This window comes from Escherichia sp. SCLE84, from assembly GCF_012584495.1.
Taxonomy (GTDB): Bacteria; Pseudomonadota; Gammaproteobacteria; order Enterobacterales; family Enterobacteriaceae; genus ECMA0423.
Genome location: NZ_CP051430.1, coordinates 3688839 through 3707032, shown reverse-complemented (window position 1 = coordinate 3707032; position 18194 = coordinate 3688839). Strand labels below are relative to the sequence as shown.

At 52.8% G+C, this 18194-nt stretch carries 17 protein-coding genes; 9 read left to right on the top strand and 8 right to left on the bottom strand.

The annotated features are described in order from the left end of the window. Positions 1-9: 9 nt before the first annotated feature. Positions 10-1815 carry a glutathione-regulated potassium-efflux system protein KefB gene (kefB, locus tag HGD79_RS17865; protein WP_000399122.1) on the bottom strand — a complete coding sequence of 602 codons (1806 nt, stop codon included), beginning with the start codon at positions 1813-1815 and terminating at the stop codon, positions 10-12. Next, entirely contained in the window at positions 1815-2366 is a 552-nt protein-coding gene (kefG, locus tag HGD79_RS17860; RefSeq protein ID WP_001298723.1) for a glutathione-regulated potassium-efflux system ancillary protein KefG, read from the bottom strand. Before kefG ends, kefB begins: the two co-directional genes overlap by 1 nt. A gap of 130 nt (positions 2367-2496) precedes the next feature. Here kefG and HGD79_RS17855 point away from each other — a divergent pair, with 130 nt between their 5' ends. Genes HGD79_RS17855 through HGD79_RS17840 form a run of 4 tightly spaced genes read left to right on the top strand, consistent with a single transcriptional unit; the run spans position 2497 to position 6567 of the window. Further along, positions 2497-4410: an ABC transporter ATP-binding protein gene (locus HGD79_RS17855; RefSeq protein WP_000634798.1), complete on the top strand. Its 1914-nt coding sequence runs from the start codon at positions 2497-2499 to the stop codon at positions 4408-4410. Continuing rightward, positions 4410-5432, top strand: coding sequence for a hydrolase (locus HGD79_RS17850; protein WP_000057405.1), 1023 nt, complete (start codon positions 4410-4412; stop codon positions 5430-5432). Before HGD79_RS17855 ends, HGD79_RS17850 begins: the two co-directional genes overlap by 1 nt. Further along, positions 5426-5644, top strand: coding sequence for a YheU family protein (locus HGD79_RS17845; protein ID WP_000907085.1), 219 nt, complete (start codon positions 5426-5428; stop codon positions 5642-5644). The genes HGD79_RS17850 and HGD79_RS17845 overlap by 7 nt, the downstream gene beginning before the upstream one ends. A 53-nt stretch (positions 5645-5697) precedes the next feature. Continuing rightward, positions 5698-6567, top strand: a complete 870-nt coding sequence (locus HGD79_RS17840) for a phosphoribulokinase (protein WP_001274680.1) — start codon at positions 5698-5700, stop codon at positions 6565-6567. A 54-nt stretch (positions 6568-6621) separates the two neighbouring features. On the opposite strand, the gene HGD79_RS17835 is transcribed toward HGD79_RS17840, so the two are convergent. Continuing rightward, positions 6622-7026 carry an OsmC family protein gene (locus HGD79_RS17835; protein WP_001148904.1) on the bottom strand — a complete coding sequence of 135 codons (405 nt, stop codon included), beginning with the start codon at positions 7024-7026 and terminating at the stop codon, positions 6622-6624. Between the two features lie 301 nt (positions 7027-7327). Between HGD79_RS17835 and crp the strand changes: the two genes are divergently transcribed. Next, positions 7328-7960, top strand: a complete 633-nt coding sequence (crp, locus tag HGD79_RS17830; protein WP_000242755.1) for a cAMP-activated global transcriptional regulator CRP — start codon at positions 7328-7330, stop codon at positions 7958-7960. Positions 7961-8010: 50 nt separating this feature from the next. Continuing rightward, complete coding sequence (locus tag HGD79_RS17825; RefSeq protein ID WP_001295162.1) at positions 8011-10101, top strand: YccS/YhfK family putative transporter; 2091 nt, start codon at positions 8011-8013, stop codon at positions 10099-10101. Positions 10102-10167: 66 nt separating this feature from the next. Here HGD79_RS17825 and argD read toward each other — a convergent pair whose 3' ends face one another. From argD to ppiA, 5 genes are all read right to left on the bottom strand, one after another. Further along, positions 10168-11388: a bifunctional acetylornithine/succinyldiaminopimelate transaminase gene (gene argD, locus HGD79_RS17820; RefSeq protein ID WP_000963785.1), complete on the bottom strand. Its 1221-nt coding sequence runs from the start codon at positions 11386-11388 to the stop codon at positions 10168-10170. Positions 11389-11473: 85 nt separating this feature from the next. Next, complete coding sequence (gene pabA, locus HGD79_RS17815) at positions 11474-12037, bottom strand: aminodeoxychorismate synthase component 2 (protein ID WP_000601847.1); 564 nt, start codon at positions 12035-12037, stop codon at positions 11474-11476. Between the two features lie 31 nt (positions 12038-12068). Further along, on the bottom strand, positions 12069-12671 hold the full coding sequence (locus tag HGD79_RS17810; protein WP_001280624.1) for a putative adenosine monophosphate-protein transferase Fic: 603 nt from the start codon (positions 12669-12671) through the stop codon (positions 12069-12071). Next, positions 12661-12828: a YhfG family protein gene (locus HGD79_RS17805; RefSeq protein WP_000736860.1), complete on the bottom strand. Its 168-nt coding sequence runs from the start codon at positions 12826-12828 to the stop codon at positions 12661-12663. The genes HGD79_RS17810 and HGD79_RS17805 overlap by 11 nt, the downstream gene beginning before the upstream one ends. A 104-nt stretch (positions 12829-12932) precedes the next feature. Next, complete coding sequence (ppiA, locus tag HGD79_RS17800) at positions 12933-13505, bottom strand: peptidylprolyl isomerase A (protein WP_000477225.1); 573 nt, start codon at positions 13503-13505, stop codon at positions 12933-12935. Positions 13506-13775: 270 nt separating this feature from the next. Here ppiA and tsgA point away from each other — a divergent pair, with 270 nt between their 5' ends. The 3 genes from tsgA to nirD all read left to right on the top strand — a co-directional run bounded on the left by tsgA (position 13776) and on the right by nirD (position 18085). Next, positions 13776-14957 (top strand): MFS transporter TsgA, encoded by a 1182-nt coding sequence (gene tsgA, locus HGD79_RS17795; protein ID WP_000185258.1) that lies wholly within the window; start codon positions 13776-13778, stop codon positions 14955-14957. A gap of 261 nt (positions 14958-15218) precedes the next feature. Further along, positions 15219-17762 (top strand): NADPH-nitrite reductase large subunit, encoded by a 2544-nt coding sequence (gene nirB / locus HGD79_RS17790; RefSeq protein WP_000049213.1) that lies wholly within the window; start codon positions 15219-15221, stop codon positions 17760-17762. Continuing rightward, positions 17759-18085, top strand: a complete 327-nt coding sequence (nirD, locus tag HGD79_RS17785) for a nitrite reductase small subunit NirD (protein WP_000084764.1) — start codon at positions 17759-17761, stop codon at positions 18083-18085. Before nirB ends, nirD begins: the two co-directional genes overlap by 4 nt. Positions 18086-18194 lie beyond the last annotated feature (109 nt).

Here is an 18194-nt window from a genome sequence, read left to right as displayed (position 1 = left end):
CTTTACCCTCTACTCAAATTCATCCCAGCCGTCCAGCTGGCGTCGTTCTTGTTGCATTTCACGCTGGAAAATCTCTTCCAGTTCGCGTCGGGCTTCCCTGGCGCGAGAAATTTGTACGGTATCAGCATGCATCGGGATTAACTCCCGCAGCATTCGCATATCCAGGCGGCGAAAATGCAGTTGCGCCCGCTGTGCCTGATGCGGATGCATGCCAAGCGTGACCAGCGTCTTGCGCCCCAGCTCTAACGCACTGGAGAATGTTTCACGGGAAAACTGCGTCACCCCTGCCTGTAATAACTCATGCGCTTCCACACGTCCGCGCGCTCGCGCAAGAATATGCAAATGCGGAAAGTGCTGCTGGCATATTTCCACCAGCTTCATGGTGTCTTCCGGCTCGTTACAGGTAATGACGATAGACTCAGCGGCCTCTGCACCCGCAGAACGTAAAAGATCGACCTGCGTGGCGTCGCCGTAATAAACTTTGTAGCCATATTTACGCATCAGGTTAACGGCGCTGATATCCCGCTCCAGCACGGTAATGCGCATTTTATTTGCCATCAGCAAACGACCAATCACCTGACCAAAACGCCCGAAGCCCACGACAATGACCTGGGGTTTATCATCGTTGACCCACGGTTTTTCGTCTTCTTCTTCCGGTCCGTTAAACTGGCGGGATAGCCATTTATCCACCAGCTTCATCAGCAACGGCGTGGTCATCATGGAAAGCGTCACCGTCACCAGCAACAGCGCCATCTGGTCGCCCTGGAATAAACGTTGTGAAGAAGCGGTAGAAAAGAGGACAAAGGCAAACTCACCGCCCTGACTCAACACGCCAGCAAACTGCATCCGCTCTGAGCTACGCACGCCATACAATCGCGCCAGCAGATACAACACGAGAATTTTCACCGCCACCAGCACAACCACGCTTATCACTACCCACAACAGATGGGTATAAAGCACCCCGAGATTGAGCGACATGCCGACAGAGATAAAGAACAAACCGAGCAGCAAGCCTTTGAAGGGATCGATAGCCGTTTCCAGTTCATGGCGATATTCACTTTCCGCCAGCAGCACGCCCGCAATAAACGTACCGAGCGCCATCGACAGCCCCAGCGCGTCCATAAACAATGCGGAACCCAACACCAACAGCAGCGTCGCGGCGGTGAACACTTCCCGCACGCCAGAAGCTGCAATAAAACGGAATACCGGACGCAGTAAATAGCGCCCGCCAATCAGCATGCCGACAAACGCCAGCACCTTCATGCCGATCTTCATCCAGTCGAAATGTTCGTCTGCCGAACCCGCCAACAACGGCACTAACGCCAGTGCCGGGATCACCGCCAGATCCTGAAACAGCAGAACCGAAAACCCGAGCTGCCCGGATTCGCTGCGATTCATCCCTTTCTCACGCATCAATTGCAACGCCATTGCAGTTGAAGACATCGCAAGGCCAATGCCACCGACAACCGCCGCCTGCCAGGCGAAATCCGTCAGCATCAATAATCCCGCCAGCAACGCCGCGCTTAACAGCACCTGTGCCGCGCCTACGCCAAAAATCGAACGCCGCAGTTGCCAAAGTTTGGAGGGATTCAACTCAAGACCGATGATAAACATCAGGAATACCACGCCGAGTTCCGAAAAGTGGAGGATCTCATCGACGTCGCTAATAAACCCCAGCCCCCATGGACCAATTGCAATTCCTGCCAGCAAATATCCCAACACAGCGCCAATACCCAGCCGCGATGCCAGCGGCACCGCAGCCACCGCCGCGAAGAGAAACAGCACTCCTGCGAGTAAAAAATCGGAACCTTCCATCAGCGGCCTCCTGGAGACAGCGGATTTGCCAGCCAGTCACCGTAGGCTCTGGCGTGACTCGCCAGCTCCTGTGCGCTTTGCCGTCTCGCCCAGTAAATAATGATGGGACTTAACCAATGCATCCGGCACATGCCCGCCGCCAGTTCAAAGGGACGCAGAACATCGCTCATCGGGTAGCGATTCAATGCGTCATAACGGTAAGCACTTTCCGGCTCGCCGGTGGTAATCACGCTACGCCAGTACTTTCCCACCAGTTGGTTTCCTCCCGGCCCGCTGGCAAAACCACGACTTAATACCCGGTCCAGCCACTCTTTCAGTAGCGCCGGGCAGCTATAGGTATAAAGAGGATGCTGAAAGACAATCACCTCGTGCTCGCGCAGTAATGCCTGCTCACGGGGGATATCAATAAAAAAATCGGGATAGTGCGCATAAAGGTCGTGCACGGTAACATTGCTGAGCTGCGTGGCCGGTTTAAGCAGTACCCGGTTTGCCACCGAGTCCTGAGATTCCGGATGGGCATACAGCAGCAAAACTTTCGCTGGCTGAGACATCATCCCCCTCCCGGTATGGTTTTTGTGTATAGTCGCTGTTTTGGGCTACCATTGCGCCCGGTGCGGCAGCTCGCCCATACATTACATTATCATAATGATAAGTTAACATAGTCTGAACATACGGCGCCTTATGATTGTTTTCTCCTCGTTACAAATTCGTCGCGGCGTGCGCGTCCTGCTGGATAATGCCACCGCCACCATCAACCCTGGGCAGAAAGTCGGCCTGGTGGGTAAAAACGGCTGTGGTAAATCTACCCTGCTGGCATTGCTGAAAAATGAAATCAGCGCCGACGGCGGCAGCTACACCTTTCCGGGAAGCTGGCAACTGGCGTGGGTGAATCAGGAAACGCCGGCGTTACCGCAAGCGGCGCTGGAATATGTCATTGACGGCGACCGTGAATATCGTCAACTAGAAGCGCAGCTACACGACGCCAACGAACGTAACGACGGGCACGCCATTGCGACCATTCATGGCAAGCTGGATGCTATTGACGCATGGAGTATTCGCTCCCGTGCCGCCAGCCTGCTGCACGGCCTCGGTTTCAGCAATGAACAACTGGAGCGCCCGGTAAGTGATTTCTCCGGTGGCTGGCGTATGCGTCTTAACCTTGCCCAGGCGCTGATTTGCCGTTCAGACTTGCTGCTGCTCGACGAACCGACTAACCACCTCGATCTCGATGCCGTTATCTGGCTGGAAAAATGGTTGAAGAGCTATCAGGGCACGCTGATCCTGATCTCTCACGACCGCGACTTCCTCGATCCGATCGTTGATAAAATTATTCATATCGAACAACAAAGCATGTTCGAGTACACCGGCAACTACAGTTCGTTTGAAGTACAGCGCGCCACCCGTCTGGCGCAGCAACAAGCGATGTATGAAAGCCAGCAGGAACGCGTAGCGCATCTGCAAAGTTATATCGACCGTTTCCGTGCCAAAGCCACCAAAGCGAAGCAGGCCCAGAGCCGCATTAAGATGCTCGAGCGTATGGAGCTGATTGCCCCCGCGCACGTCGACAACCCGTTCCGCTTTAGCTTCCGCGCGCCGGAAAGCCTGCCAAATCCGTTACTGAAGATGGAAAAAGTCAGCGCGGGCTATGGCGATCGCATTATTCTCGACTCGATTAAACTGAACCTGGTGCCCGGCTCGCGCATTGGTCTGTTAGGCCGCAACGGCGCGGGTAAATCGACATTAATCAAACTGTTAGCCGGTGAACTTGCGCCAGTCAGCGGTGAAATTGGTCTGGCGAAAGGGATCAAGCTCGGCTACTTCGCCCAGCATCAACTTGAATACCTGCGCGCCGACGAATCACCTATTCAACATCTGGCACGTTTAGCGCCGCAGGAGCTGGAACAAAAACTGCGTGACTACCTCGGCGGCTTTGGTTTCCAGGGCGATAAAGTAACCGAAGAAACGCGCCGCTTCTCAGGTGGGGAAAAAGCCCGCCTGGTGCTGGCATTAATTGTCTGGCAGCGTCCGAATCTGCTGCTGCTCGACGAACCGACTAACCACCTTGACCTCGACATGCGTCAGGCACTCACCGAAGCATTAATCGAGTTTGAAGGCGCGCTGGTTGTCGTTTCGCACGACCGTCATTTGCTGCGTTCCACCACTGACGATCTCTACCTGGTTCACGATCGTAAAGTCGAACCGTTCGATGGCGATCTGGAAGATTATCAACAGTGGTTGAGCGACGTACAAAAGCAGGAAAACCAGACCGACGAAGCGCCAAAAGAGAACGCGAACAGCGCCCAGGCACGTAAAGATCAGAAGCGTCGGGAAGCGGAGCTGCGTGCGCAAACCCAGCCGCTGCGTAAAGAGATTGCCCGTCTGGAAAAAGAGATGGAGAAGCTGAACGCGCAACTGGCGCAGGCGGAAGAGAAACTCGGCGACAGCGAACTGTATGACCAGAGCCGTAAAGCGGAGTTGACCGCCTGCCTGCAACAGCAAGCCAGCGCCAAATCCGGCCTGGAAGAGTGCGAAATGGCGTGGCTGGAAGCCCAGGAGCAGCTTGAGCAGATGCTGCTGGAAGGCCAAAGCAACTGATGGCGCAGATAACGACGACCGATGCCAATGAATTTAGCAGCAGTGCTGAATTCACCCCTATGCGCGGCTTTAGCAATTGTCATCTACAAACTATGCTGCCGCGTTTGTTTCGTCGTCAGGTGAAATTCACCCCGTACTGGCAGCGGCTGGAGTTGCCCGACGGCGATTTTGTCGATCTCGCGTGGAGTGAAGACCCCGCACAGGCGAAACATAAACCGCGTTTAGTGGTGTTTCACGGGCTGGAAGGCAGTCTCAATAGCCCTTACGCCCACGGTCTGGTTGAGGCGGCGCAAAAGCGCGGCTGGCTGGGCGTGGTGATGCATTTTCGCGGATGCAGCGGTGAACCAAACCGTATGCACCGCATTTACCATTCGGGCGAAACCGAAGACGCCAGTTGGTTTTTACGCTGGCTGCAACGCGAATTTGGTCATGCGCCAACGGCTGCCGTCGGCTATTCGCTCGGCGGTAATATGCTGGCCTGTTTGCTGGCAAAGGAAGGCAATGATCTCCCGGTTGATGCGGCGGTGATTGTCTCTGCGCCGTTTATGCTGGAAGCCTGTAGCTATCATATGGAAAAGGGCTTTTCCCGCGTTTATCAGCGTTACTTGCTGAACCTGTTAAAAGCCAATGCCGCGCGCAAGCTGGCAGCCTACCCCGGAACGCTGCCGATTAATCTCGCGCAGTTAAAATCGGTACGTCGCATCCGTGAATTTGACGATCTCATCACCGCCAGAATTCACGGCTACGCCGACGCTATCGACTATTATCGTCAGTGTAGCGCCATGCCGATGCTGAACCGGATCGCCAAACCGACGCTGATTATTCACGCCAAAGACGATCCGTTTATGGATCATCAGGTGATCCCGAAACCGGAAAGTCTCCCCCCGCAGGTGGAGTATCAACTGACTGAACATGGCGGTCATGTTGGCTTTATTGGCGGTACATTACTTCATCCGCAAATGTGGCTGGAGTCACGCATTCCTGACTGGTTAACAACGTATCTGGAGGCGAAATCATGTTGATTCCGTGGCAAGACCTCTCCCCCGAAACGCTGGAAAATTTAATTGAAAGCTTTGTGTTACGTGAAGGCACCGATTATGGTGAACATGAGCGTACACTTGAACAGAAAGTCGCCGACGTCAAACGCCAGCTACAGTGCGGAGAAGCGGTGCTGGTATGGTCGGAGCTGCACGAAACGGTCAATATTATGCCGCGCAGTCAGTTTCGCGAATAACCTGCAACCGTCGGCGGACGAGATAATAATGATAGCTAAGTCATGGAGTTACTATGTCTGCCAAACATCCGGTCATTGCGGTAACAGGATCCAGCGGCGCGGGGACCACCACCACCAGCCTCGCGTTTCGTAAAATATTCGCGCAGTTAAATCTGCATGCAGCTGAGGTGGAAGGCGACAGTTTTCACCGTTACACCCGCCCGGAAATGGACATGGCGATCCGCAAAGCGCGCGACGCCGGGCGGCATATCAGCTACTTCGGCCCCGAGGCTAACGACTTCGGCCTGCTGGAACAAACCTTCATTGAATACGGTCAGAGCGGCAAAGGGAAATCTCGCAAATATCTGCATACCTACGACGAAGCCGTACCGTGGAATCAGGTACCGGGGACATTCACCCCCTGGCAACCTTTACCGGAACCCACTGATGTACTGTTTTATGAAGGTTTACACGGCGGCGTAGTCACGCCACAGCATAACGTTGCGCAGCATGTGGACTTACTGGTCGGCGTGGTGCCTATCGTTAACCTTGAGTGGATTCAAAAACTGATCCGCGACACCAGCGAGCGCGGGCACTCACGAGAAGCAGTGATGGACTCAGTAGTGCGTTCAATGGAAGACTATATCAACTACATCACACCGCAGTTTTCCCGCACCCATCTTAACTTCCAGCGCGTTCCCACCGTCGACACTTCAAACCCGTTCGCGGCAAAAGGTATCCCGTCGCTCGATGAAAGCTTTGTGGTGATCCATTTTCGTAATCTGGAAGGGATCGATTTCCCCTGGCTGCTGGCGATGTTGCAAGGCTCATTCATTTCCCACATCAATACGTTAGTGGTACCGGGCGGCAAAATGGGTCTGGCAATGGAATTAATTATGCTGCCGCTGGTGCAACGATTGATGGAAGGAAAGAAAATCGAGTAACTCTGCTATTACGCCGGATAAAATACTATCCGGCTTCACAACGGGATAGTTAAATCACGCGGCAACCACTTCATACGAGTGAGTAATATTCACCGCTTTTTCCAGCATCAACGCCACTGAACAATATTTCTCAGCAGAGAGATCAACCGCACGCGCAACCGCTGCGTCTTTCAGGTCGCGACCGGTGACGATAAAATGCAGATTAATGTGCGTAAACAGGCGTGGTGCCTCTTCGCGGCGTTCAGAGGTCAATTTTACTTCACAATCGACCACATCCTGACGCCCTTTTTGCAGGATAGAAACCACATCGATGGCACTGCAACCCCCCGCCGCCATCAACACCATTTCCATCGGACTTGGTGCTTTATCGCCTGAGTTGCCGTCCATTAAAATCTGATGACCAGAGGCGGATTCGCCCAGAAAAATTAACCCTTCGACCCACTTCACTCGCGCTTGCATTTTTGCTACTCCACTGCGTCAATTTTCCTGACAGAGTACGCGTACTAACCAAATCGCGCAACGGAAGGCGACCTGGGTCATGCTGAAGCGAGACACCAGGAGACACAAAGCGAAAGCTATGCTAAAACAGTCAGGATGCTACAGTAATACATTGATGTACTGCATGTATGCAAAGGACGTCACATTACCGTGCAGTACAGTTGATAGCCCCTTCCCAGGTAGCGGGAAGCATATTTCGGCAATCCAGAGACAGCGGCGTTATCTGGCTCTGGAGAAAGCTTATAACAGAGGATAACCGCGCATGGTGCTTGGCAAACCGCAAACAGACCCGACTCTCGAATGGTTCTTGTCTCATTGCCACATTCATAAGTACCCATCCAAGAGCACGCTTATTCACCAGGGTGAAAAAGCGGAAACGCTGTACTACATCGTTAAAGGCTCTGTGGCAGTGCTGATCAAAGACGAAGAGGGTAAAGAAATGATCCTCTCCTATCTGAATCAGGGTGATTTTATTGGCGAACTGGGCCTGTTTGAAGAGGGCCAGGAACGTAGCGCATGGGTACGTGCGAAAACCGCCTGTGAAGTGGCTGAAATTTCGTACAAAAAATTTCGCCAATTGATTCAGGTAAACCCGGACATTCTGATGCGTCTGTCTGCACAGATGGCGCGTCGTCTGCAAGTCACTTCAGAGAAAGTGGGCAACCTGGCGTTCCTCGACGTGACGGGCCGCATTGCACAGACTCTGCTGAACCTGGCAAAACAACCAGATGCTATGACTCACCCGGACGGTATGCAAATCAAAATTACCCGTCAGGAAATCGGTCAGATTGTCGGCTGTTCTCGTGAAACCGTGGGACGCATTCTGAAGATGCTGGAAGATCAGAACCTGATCTCCGCACACGGTAAAACCATCGTCGTTTACGGCACTCGTTAATCCCGTCGGAGTGGCGCGTTACCTGGTAGCGCGCCATTTTGTTTCCCCCGATGTGGCGCAGACTGATTTATCACCCCGATATCAACTATGCACTTCGACAAACGCTGGTGCTATGTTTGCCCGTAGCCGTTGGGTTAATGCTTGGCGAATTACGATTCGGTCTGCTCTTCTCTCTCGTTCCTGCCTGTTGCAATATTGCAGGCCTTGATACGCCTCATAAACGTTTTTTCAAACGCTTAATCATTGGTGCGTCGCTGTTTGCCACCTGTAGCTTACTGACACAGCTGCTACTGGCAAAAGATGTTCCCCTGCCCTTTTTGCTGACCGGATTAACGCTGGTACTTGGCGTCACTGCTGAGTTGGGGCCATTGCACGCAAAATTGCTTCCCGCATCGCTGCTGGCAGCCATTTTTACCCTCAGTCTGGCGGGATACATGCCGGTCTGGGAACCGTTGCTCATCTATGCGTTGGGCACTCTCTGGTACGGATTGTTTAACTGGTTTTGGTTCTGGATCTGGCGCGAACAACCGCTGCGCGAGTCACTAAGTCTGCTGTACCGTGAACTGGCAGATTATTGTGAAGCCAAATACAGCCTGCTTACCCAGCACACCGACCCTGAAAAAGCGCTGCCGCCGCTGCTGGTGCGCCAGCAAAAAGCGGTCGATCTAATTACCCAGTGCTATCAGCAAATGCATATGCTTTCCGCGCAAAATAATACTGACTACAAGCGGATGCTGCGTATTTTCCAGGAGGCGCTGGATTTACAGGAACATATTTCGGTCAGTTTGCATCAGCCGGAAGAGGTGCAAAAGCTGGTCGAGCGTAGCCATGCGGAAGAAGTTATCCGCTGGAATGCGCAAACCGTCGCCGCTCGCCTGCGCGTGCTGGCTGATGACATTCTTTACCATCGCCTGCCAACGCGTTTTACGATGGAAAAGCAAATTGGCGCACTGGAAAAAATCGCCCGCCAGCATCCGGATAATCCGGTTGGGCAATTCTGCTACTGGCATTTCAGCCGCATCGCCCGCGTGCTGCGCACCCAAAAACCGCTCTATGCCCGTGACTTACTGGCCGATAAACAGCGGCGAATGCCATTACTTCCGGCGCTGAAAAGTTATCTGTCACTAAAGTCTCCGGCGCTACGCAATGCCGGACGACTCAGTGTGATGTTAAGCGTTGCCAGCCTGATGGGCACCGCGCTGCATCTGCCGAAGTCGTACTGGATCCTGATGACGGTATTGCTGGTGACACAAAATGGCTATGGCGCAACCCGTCTGAGGATTGTGAATCGCTCCGTGGGAACCGTGGTCGGGTTAATCATTGCGGGCGTGGCGCTGCACTTTAAAATTCCCGAAGGTTACACCCTGACGTTGATGCTGATTACCACCCTCGCCAGCTACCTGATATTGCGCAAAAACTACGGCTGGGCGACGGTCGGTTTTACTATTACCGCAGTGTATACCCTGCAACTATTGTGGTTGAACGGCGAGCAATACATCCTTCCGCGTCTTATCGATACCATTATTGGTTGTTTAATTGCTTTCGGCGGTACTGTCTGGCTGTGGCCGCAGTGGCAGAGCGGGTTATTGCGTAAAAACGCCCATGACGCTTTAGAAGCCTATCAGGAAGCGATTCGCTTGATTCTTAGCGAGGATCCGCAACCTACGCCACTGGCCTGGCAGCGAATGCGGGTAAATCAGGCACATAACACTCTGTATAACTCATTGAATCAGGCGATGCAGGAACCGGCGTTTAACAGCCATTATCTGGCAGATATGAAACTGTGGGTAACGCACAGCCAGTTTATTGTTGAGCATATTAATGCCATGACCACGCTGGCGCGGGAACACCGGGCATTGCCACCTGAACTGGCACAAGAGTATTTACAGTCTTGTGAAATCGCCATTCAGCGTTGTCAGCAGCGACTGGAGTATGACGAACCGGGTAGTTCTGGCGATGCCAATATCATGGATGCGCCGGAGATGCAGCCGCACGAAGGCGCGGCAGGTACGCTGGAGCAGCATTTACAGCGGGTTATTGGTCATCTGAACACCATGCACACCATTTCGTCGATGGCATGGCGTCAGCGACCGCATCACGGGATTTGGCTGAGTCGCAAGTTGCGGGATTCGAAGGCGTAATGCAGGCTAAACCATCGGATAAGGCATTCACGCCGCATCCGACATCTTTTGCCTGATGCTTCGTATTTACGCCCCAACCACCTTCGCCACCGCGTGGGCGAAACGTTGCATCCCTTCATCGATATCCGCATCTTCCACCACCAGCGACGGTGCAAAACGCATCACATCCGGTCCGGCATTCAGCACCATTACGCCAGCCCCTGCGCCCGCATACAGGAAATCACGCGCCCGACCTTTGAACTGTGGCTTAAGCTCCGCGCCAATCAACAGCCCCATACCGCGAATATCGCTAAACACATCGTACTGCTGATCGATCTTCTGCAGATGGTCAACAAAACGCTGGCGTTTCGCCTGAATGCCTTCCAGCACTTCAGGGGTATTGATGATATCAAACGCCGCCCCCGCTACTGCACAGGCCAGAGGATTACCGCCGTAGGTGGAACCGTGAGAACCAGGATGAAACGCAGAAGCAATTTCCGCCGTGGTCAGCATGGCGCTAATCGGGAAGCCGCCGCCTAACGCTTTCGCAGAGGTCAGAATATCCGGCGTAACGCCGTAGTGCATGTAAGCAAACAAATCGCCGGTCCGCCCCATCCCGCACTGCACTTCATCAAACACCAATAATGCCTGATGTTGATCGCACAGCTCGCGCAAGCCCTGCAAAAACTCTGGCGTCGCTGCCGTCACACCGCCCTCGCCCTGGATCGGCTCAACCACCACCGCACAGGTGTGATCATCCATCACCGCTTTCACTGCATGGAGATCGTTAAAGGGAACGTGGATGATGTCTGCCGGTTTCGGCCCAAAGCCGTCGGAATATTTTGGCTGCCCACCCACCGAAACGGTAAACAGCGAGCGACCATGAAAAGCGTTATGGAAGGCAATAATTTTGGTTTTGAACGGGCTATGACGCACACAGGCGTAATGGCGTGCCAGTTTAAAGGCGGTTTCGTTAGCTTCCGTGCCGGAGTTCATAAACACCACGCGTTCGGCAAACGTTGCCTCAATCAGTTTACGCCCAAGACGCAGCGCCGGTTCATTGGTGAAAACGTTACTGATATGCCACAGAGTTTCGCCCTGGGTTTTTAACGCGTTCACCAGCGCAGGATGGCAATGGCCCAACGCCGTAACTGCAATGCCACCCGCGAAATCGACATACTCCTTGCCTTGCTGATCCCAGATTCGGCTGCCCTGACCTTTTACCGGAATAAACTCTGCCGGAGCATAAATCGGCAGGATCACTTCATCGAAAGTCGCGCGTGTAATTGCTGTTTGTTCAATTGCCATCTCATGATCACCCTGTTACGCATAAACAAATGTGAAATTATAACCACAAAATATGCATAAAAAATCACTAAATGGCAATCAGAAATCAGCGATGCAGGAAATTAGCCAGCAGTTGATGTCCTTGTTCGCTAAGAATACTTTCTGGATGGAACTGCACACCTTCCAGATCCCACTGGCGATGGCGAATCCCCATAATCTCGCGGGTTTCGCTCCAGGCCGTCACGTCAAAGCACGCTGGTAATGAGTCAGGTTCCACCACCAGCGAATGGTAGCGTGTCACGGTAAGTGGATTTGCCAGCCCCCGAAATACGCCCTCACCGTTATGTGTAATCGGCGAGGTTTTGCCGTGCATGACCTTTGCGGCGCGCACAACTTTACCGCCAAATGCCTGCGCCATTGCCTGATGACCGAGGCAGACGCCAAGAATCGGCAAGCGCCCGGCATAGTGGCGAATAACGTCAAGGGAGATCCCGGCTTCATCTGGCGTACAGGGGCCAGGTGAGATGACAATTTTTTGTGGTTTAAGGGCGTCGATATCCGCCAGCGTCAACGCATCGTTGCGCTTAACCAGCACATCCGCCCCCAGTTCACAAAAGTACTGGTAGAGGTTCCAGGTAAAAGAATCGTAGTTATCTATAAGCAGGATCATGGCGGCTCCGGTACGAAAGAACCACGCTATTTTACTCAGATTCCCCGGCTTCGCTTACCACTTTGCTAAATATCATCTGCAGCGCGGTGAGATCCCCCATTGCCCCACTCTGATTTGCCTGATTCCAGGCTTCTTTTTCGATACCCTGCCAGCTCAGTTGATATCCGGCATGAATCGCCAGTTGCTCGAAGAAGATCCGCTGTGCCAGTCCGCTTCCCACACGGAAGGGATGCAGCACGTTGATTTCACAATAGTAATGCGCCAGCCGCTCGACGAACTTCGCTTTCTCCAGGCCAACCAGATAACCTTCTTCCTCCAGATCCTGCATCAGGGCATTGCCCTCTTTTTCGATATAAGCAAAGTGGCAGAACGGCGTATCGCCCTGATAAATATCAACTTCACGCAGTTGCCCCGCCCAGTCGAAAATATCCTGATACAGCTGGCGATGGATAGTGCGCAAATGCGGTAAACCGCGCACCAGCGGACCAAGCTCAATGGTCGCAGCACGCAACGCCGTCATTTCGTAAGCGGCCTGTTCCAGCCGCTGCTGCTGGTGGATGTTCAGCCGGTTACGCATGATATCAAGGCCAGGATAAAGATACGGATCGCGCCCTTCGCCGAATTTATCGCTCATAGTGCCTCCTCAGCTCTTCAAGGCGCGCTAAAGCCTCTGCGGCAGTAAGAGTGACTAAAGGCATCTCGACGCCTTCAAGACGGCGACTGGCCTGGAAATTACGATTACGCTGAAGCTCCCAGAGACGGGACTTTTGCTTATCGGTGAGTTTCTTCACTTGATGCCTCCCTGAACGTGTCCATTTGCCACAAGTATAAGCGGCAAATCCGGGTTACGCCGGGAGAGCAGAAGCGCGGGCAAGATTGCCCGCGCGAAAAATCATTACGGCAGGACTTTAGCGGAAAGGATAACTACCGGTTTTGACGGCACATTCTGGTACGGACCAACGTCATGAGTCGGCACCTGGGAAATCTTATCGGCAACGTCCATGCCTTTCACCACTTTACCAAATACCGCGTAACCGAAATCACGCTGACCATGGTCAAGGAAGGCGTTATCGGCAACGTTGATAAAGAACTGGCTGGTGGCGCTGTCTTTGTCAGCGGTACGCGCCATCGCGATGGTGCCACGCGTGTTGCGCAGGCCGTTATCGGCTTCATTTTTGATTGGCGGGTTTGGTTTTTTCTGCTGCATCTGCTCGGTGAAACCGCCGCCCTGAATCATAAAGCCAGGAATGACGCGGTGAAAGGTAGTGTTGTTATAAAAACCGCTGTTCACATAATCGACAAAGTTTTGCACAGACACTGGCGCTTTTTGTTTATCCAGCTCCAGTTCGATGTTACCAGCTGAGGTTGTCAACAATACGTGCGGGTCCCCTTTCGCTGCCATTGCTGCGGGAGAAAGAGCAGAAAGAGCGAAAACAGCAGCCATCGCCGCCAGGGTCGATTTGAACATGAGATTTCCTTAACAAACAGAGCAGAAAAAAAGCAAGTGAAGAGATTCTAAATAGCCTTCAAGAACAAGGCCATCCCTTTACCTAATTTTACGTATCTGAAATATATGTAACCTGACGATCACTTTTTATTCCGTGATCAAAATCACCTCTTAAAATGCAATTTAGCAACCGATTGCAATAAAACATTTAAACAGATCACAAAATCACCTAAAATCGCCCGCTCGCGGCATATCCCGCTATGCCATTTTATTTTTGAACGCAGGCCAATCATGACTAACAGCAATCGCATCAAGCTCACATGGATTAGCTTTCTCTCCTACGCACTGACTGGTGCGTTGGTTATTGTCACCGGGATGGTGATGGGAAATATCGCCGATTATTTCAATCTGCCTGTTTCCAGTATGAGTAACACCTTCACCTTCCTCAACGCCGGCATTTTAATCTCTATCTTCCTCAACGCCTGGCTGATGGAAATCGTCCCGTTGAAAACGCAGTTACGTTTTGGCTTTCTCCTGATGGTGCTGGCGGTTGCCGGTTTGATGTTCAGCCACAGCCTGGCGCTGTTCTCGACGGCGATGTTCATTCTCGGGGTGGTCAGCGGCATTACTATGTCGATTGGTACATTCCTGATAACACAAATGTATGAAGGGCGTCAGCGCGGTTCCCGCCTGTTATTTACTGACTCCTTCTTCAGTATGGCTGGGATGATTTTCCCAATGATCGCCGCGTTTCTACTGGCGCGCAGCATTGAGTGGTACTGGGTTTATGCCTGCATCGGGCTGGTGTATGTCGCTATTTTTATTCTGACCTTCGGCTGTGAGTTCCCGGCACTGGGCAAACATGCGCCAAAAACGGATGCTCCGGTAGAGAAAGAAAAGTGGGGGATCGGCGTACTGTTTCTCTCTGTTGCGGCGCTGTGCTACATCCTCGGTCAGTTAGGTTTTATCTCCTGGGTGCCTGAGTATGCCAAAGGCCTGGGCATGAGCCTGAACGACGCGGGCACGCTGGTGAGTAACTTCTGGATGTCATACATGGTCGGCATGTGGGCGTTCAGCTTTATTCTTCGCTTCTTTGATTTGCAACGCATTCTGACCGTACTGGCTGGTCTGGCTGCGATTCTGATGTACGTCTTTAACACCGGAACACCAGCACATATGGCGTGGTCAATTCTCGCTCTGGGCTTCTTCTCCAGCGCGATCTATACCACCATCATCACCCTGGGTTCACAGCAGACCAAAGTACCGTCGCCAAAACTGGTTAACTTTGTCCTGACCTGCGGAACCATCGGTACTATGTTGACCTTTGTGGTTACCGGCCCGATTGTTGAACATAGCGGTCCGCAGGCGGCACTGCTTACAGCAAACGGTCTGTACGCTGTCGTCTTTGTGATGTGCTTCCTGTTAGGTTTCGTCAGCCGTCACCGTCAGCATAACACCCTGACCTCTCATTAATTGCTAATGCCGGACGGCACTATCGTCGTCCGGCCTTTTCCTCTCTTCCCCCGCTACGTGCATCTATTTCTATAAACCCGTTCATTTTGTCTATTTTTTGCACAAACATGAAATATCAGACAATTCCGTGACTTAAGAAAATTTATACAAATCAGCAATATACCCCTTAAGGAGTATATAAAGGTGAATTTGATTTACATCAATAAGCGGGGTTGCTGAATCGTTAAGGTAGGCGGTAATAGAAAAGAAATCGAGGCAAAAATGAGCAAAGTCAGACTCGCAATTATCGGTAACGGTATGGTCGGCCATCGCTTTATCGAAGATCTTCTTGATAAATCTGATGCGGCCAACTTTGATATTACCGTTTTCTGTGAAGAACCGCGCATCGCTTATGACCGCGTACACCTCTCGTCTTACTTCTCTCACCACACCGCCGAAGAGCTGTCGCTGGTGCGCGAAGGCTTCTACGAGAAACACGGCATCAAAGTTCTGGTCGGCGAACGCGCTATCACCATCAACCGTCAGGAGAAGGTGATTCACTCCAGCGCCGGACGTACCGTTTTTTATGACAAGCTGATCATGGCAACCGGTTCCTACCCGTGGATCCCACCAATCAAAGGTTCTGATACTCAGGACTGCTTTGTCTATCGCACCATTGAAGACCTCAACGCCATTGAATCCTGCGCCCGTCGCAGCAAACGCGGTGCCGTTGTTGGTGGCGGCCTGTTAGGTCTGGAAGCCGCTGGCGCGCTGAAAAACTTAGGTATTGAAACCCACGTTATCGAATTTGCCCCTATGCTGATGGCGGAACAGCTTGATCAGATGGGTGGCGAGCAGCTGCGTCGCAAAATCGAAAGTATGGGCGTGCGCGTTCACACCAGCAAAAACACCCTTGAGATTGTGCAGGAAGGTGTCGAAGCGCGTAAAACCATGCGTTTTGCCGACGGCAGCGAACTGGAAGTCGACTTTATCGTCTTCTCTACCGGTATCCGTCCGCGCGATAAGCTGGCAACCCAGTGTGGTCTGGACGTTGCTCCGCGTGGGGGTATTGTCATTAATGATTCCTGCCAGACTTCCGATCCGGATATCTACGCCATCGGTGAATGCGCAAGCTGGAACAACCGTGTATTTGGTCTGGTAGCACCAGGCTACAAAATGGCGCAGGTCGCCGTTGACCATATTCTCGGTAGCGAAAACGCCTTTGAAGGTGCTGACCTTAGCGCCAAGCTGAAACTGCTGGGCGTAGACGTAGGCGGTATTGGTGATGCGCACGGTCGCACGCCTGGCGCACGTAGCTACGTTTACCTCGACGAAAGCAAAGAGATCTACAAACGCCTGATTGTCAGCGAAGACAACAAAACCCTGCTCGGTGCGGTACTGGTGGGCGATACCAGCGACTACGGCAACCTGCTGCAACTGGTGCTGAATGCTATCGAGCTGCCGGAAAACCCGGATTCTCTGATTCTGCCGGCGCACTCGGGTAGCGGTAAGCCGTCTATCGGTGTTGATAAACTGCCGGACAGCGCGCAAATCTGCTCCTGCTTCGACGTCACCAAAGGTGATCTGATTGCTGCCATCAACAAAGGCTGCCACACAGTTGCGGCGCTGAAAGCTGAAACCAAAGCGGGTACTGGCTGCGGTGGCTGTATCCCGCTGGTCACTCAGGTACTGAACGCGGAACTGGCGAAACAGGGCATCGAAGTTAACAACAACCTGTGCGAACACTTTGCTTATTCGCGTCAGGAACTGTTCCATTTGATCCGCGTTGAAGGCATTAAAACCTTCGAAGAACTGCTGGCGAAACACGGCAAAGGCTACGGTTGTGAAGTTTGTAAACCAACCGTCGGTTCGCTGCTGGCCTCCTGCTGGAACGAATACATTCTGAAGCCGGAACATACTCCGCTGCAGGATTCTAACGACAACTTCCTCGCTAACATCCAGAAAGACGGCACCTACTCGGTGATCCCGCGTTCTCCGGGCGGTGAAATCACCCCGGAAGGGCTGATGGCAGTGGGTCGTATCGCGCGTGAATTTAATCTCTACACCAAAATCACCGGCTCCCAGCGCCTGGCGATGTTTGGCGCACAGAAAGACGATCTGCCGGAAATCTGGCGTCAGCTGATTGAAGCTGGCTTCGAAACCGGTCATGCCTATGCGAAAGCACTGCGTATGGCGAAAACCTGCGTGGGTAGCACCTGGTGCCGCTACGGTGTTGGCGATAGCGTCGGCCTCGGCGTGGAACTGGAAAACCGCTACAAAGGCATCCGTACGCCGCACAAAATGAAGTTCGGTGTCTCCGGCTGTACCCGTGAATGTTCAGAAGCTCAGGGTAAAGACGTGGGTATTATCGCCACTGAAAAAGGCTGGAACCTGTATGTTTGCGGCAACGGCGGCATGAAACCGCGTCATGCGGATCTGCTGGCGGCGGATATCGATCGCGAAACGCTGATCAAATATCTCGACCGCTTCATGATGTTCTACATCCGTACCGCCGACAAACTGACGCGTACCGCGCCGTGGTTAGAAAACCTCGAAGGCGGCATCGATTACCTGAAAGCGGTGATCATTGACGACAAACTGGGGCTGAACGCTCATCTGGAAGAAGAGATGGCGCGCCTGCGTGAAGCGGTAGTGTGTGAGTGGACTGAAACGGTCAATACACCGTCCGCGCAGACTCGCTTCAAACACTTCATCAACAGCGACAAGCGTGACCCGAACGTACAGATGGTGCCAGAGCGCGAACAGCACCGTCCGGCAACGCCGTATGAACGTATCCCGGTAACTCTGGTGGAGGACAACGCATGAGCCAGTGGAAAGACATCTGCAAAATCGATGACATCCTGCCTGAAACCGGCGTCTGCGCGCTGTTAGGCGACGAGCAGGTCGCGATTTTCCGCCCGTATCACAGCGACCAGGTGTTTGCGATCAGCAACATCGATCCGTTCTTCGAGTCCAGCGTGCTGTCACGCGGGCTGATTGCGGAACACCAGGGCGAGCTGTGGGTCGCCAGCCCGCTGAAAAAACAGCGTTTTCGCTTAAGTGATGGCTTGTGCATGGAAGACGAACAGTTTTCCGTCAAACATTACGAAGCACGAGTGAAAGACGGCGTGGTGCAGCTGCGCGGTTAATGTTTTAACGGGAGGCGCAATGCCTCCCCTTTTTGCATGGTCCTGTAATGACCTTCGGTATATTGCAGGACATTTTTTAAACTTTTTGTTTTATTTTTTTGTTTTTATT

Coding starts and splice junctions, on each gene's coding strand:
- pabA (WP_000601847.1), bottom strand. CDS start 12,037: ATGATCCTGCTTATAGATAACTACGATTCTTTTACCTGGAACCTCTAC.
- argD (WP_000963785.1), bottom strand. CDS start 11,388: ATGGCAATTGAACAAACAGCAATTACACGCGCGACTTTCGATGAAGTG.
- HGD79_RS17850 (WP_000057405.1), top strand. CDS start 4,410: ATGGCGCAGATAACGACGACCGATGCCAATGAATTTAGCAGCAGTGCT.
- HGD79_RS17835 (WP_001148904.1), bottom strand. CDS start 7,026: ATGCAAGCGCGAGTGAAGTGGGTCGAAGGGTTAATTTTTCTGGGCGAA.
- HGD79_RS17840 (WP_001274680.1), top strand. CDS start 5,698: ATGTCTGCCAAACATCCGGTCATTGCGGTAACAGGATCCAGCGGCGCG.
- nirB (WP_000049213.1), top strand. CDS start 15,219: ATGAGCAAAGTCAGACTCGCAATTATCGGTAACGGTATGGTCGGCCAT.
- nirD (WP_000084764.1), top strand. CDS start 17,759: ATGAGCCAGTGGAAAGACATCTGCAAAATCGATGACATCCTGCCTGAA.
- kefG (WP_001298723.1), bottom strand. CDS start 2,366: ATGTCTCAGCCAGCGAAAGTTTTGCTGCTGTATGCCCATCCGGAATCT.
- HGD79_RS17855 (WP_000634798.1), top strand. CDS start 2,497: ATGATTGTTTTCTCCTCGTTACAAATTCGTCGCGGCGTGCGCGTCCTG.
- HGD79_RS17810 (WP_001280624.1), bottom strand. CDS start 12,671: ATGAGCGATAAATTCGGCGAAGGGCGCGATCCGTATCTTTATCCTGGC.
- kefB (WP_000399122.1), bottom strand. CDS start 1,815: ATGGAAGGTTCCGATTTTTTACTCGCAGGAGTGCTGTTTCTCTTCGCG.
- HGD79_RS17845 (WP_000907085.1), top strand. CDS start 5,426: ATGTTGATTCCGTGGCAAGACCTCTCCCCCGAAACGCTGGAAAATTTA.
- HGD79_RS17825 (WP_001295162.1), top strand. CDS start 8,011: ATGTGGCGCAGACTGATTTATCACCCCGATATCAACTATGCACTTCGA.
- crp (WP_000242755.1), top strand. CDS start 7,328: ATGGTGCTTGGCAAACCGCAAACAGACCCGACTCTCGAATGGTTCTTG.
- tsgA (WP_000185258.1), top strand. CDS start 13,776: ATGACTAACAGCAATCGCATCAAGCTCACATGGATTAGCTTTCTCTCC.
- ppiA (WP_000477225.1), bottom strand. CDS start 13,505: ATGTTCAAATCGACCCTGGCGGCGATGGCTGCTGTTTTCGCTCTTTCT.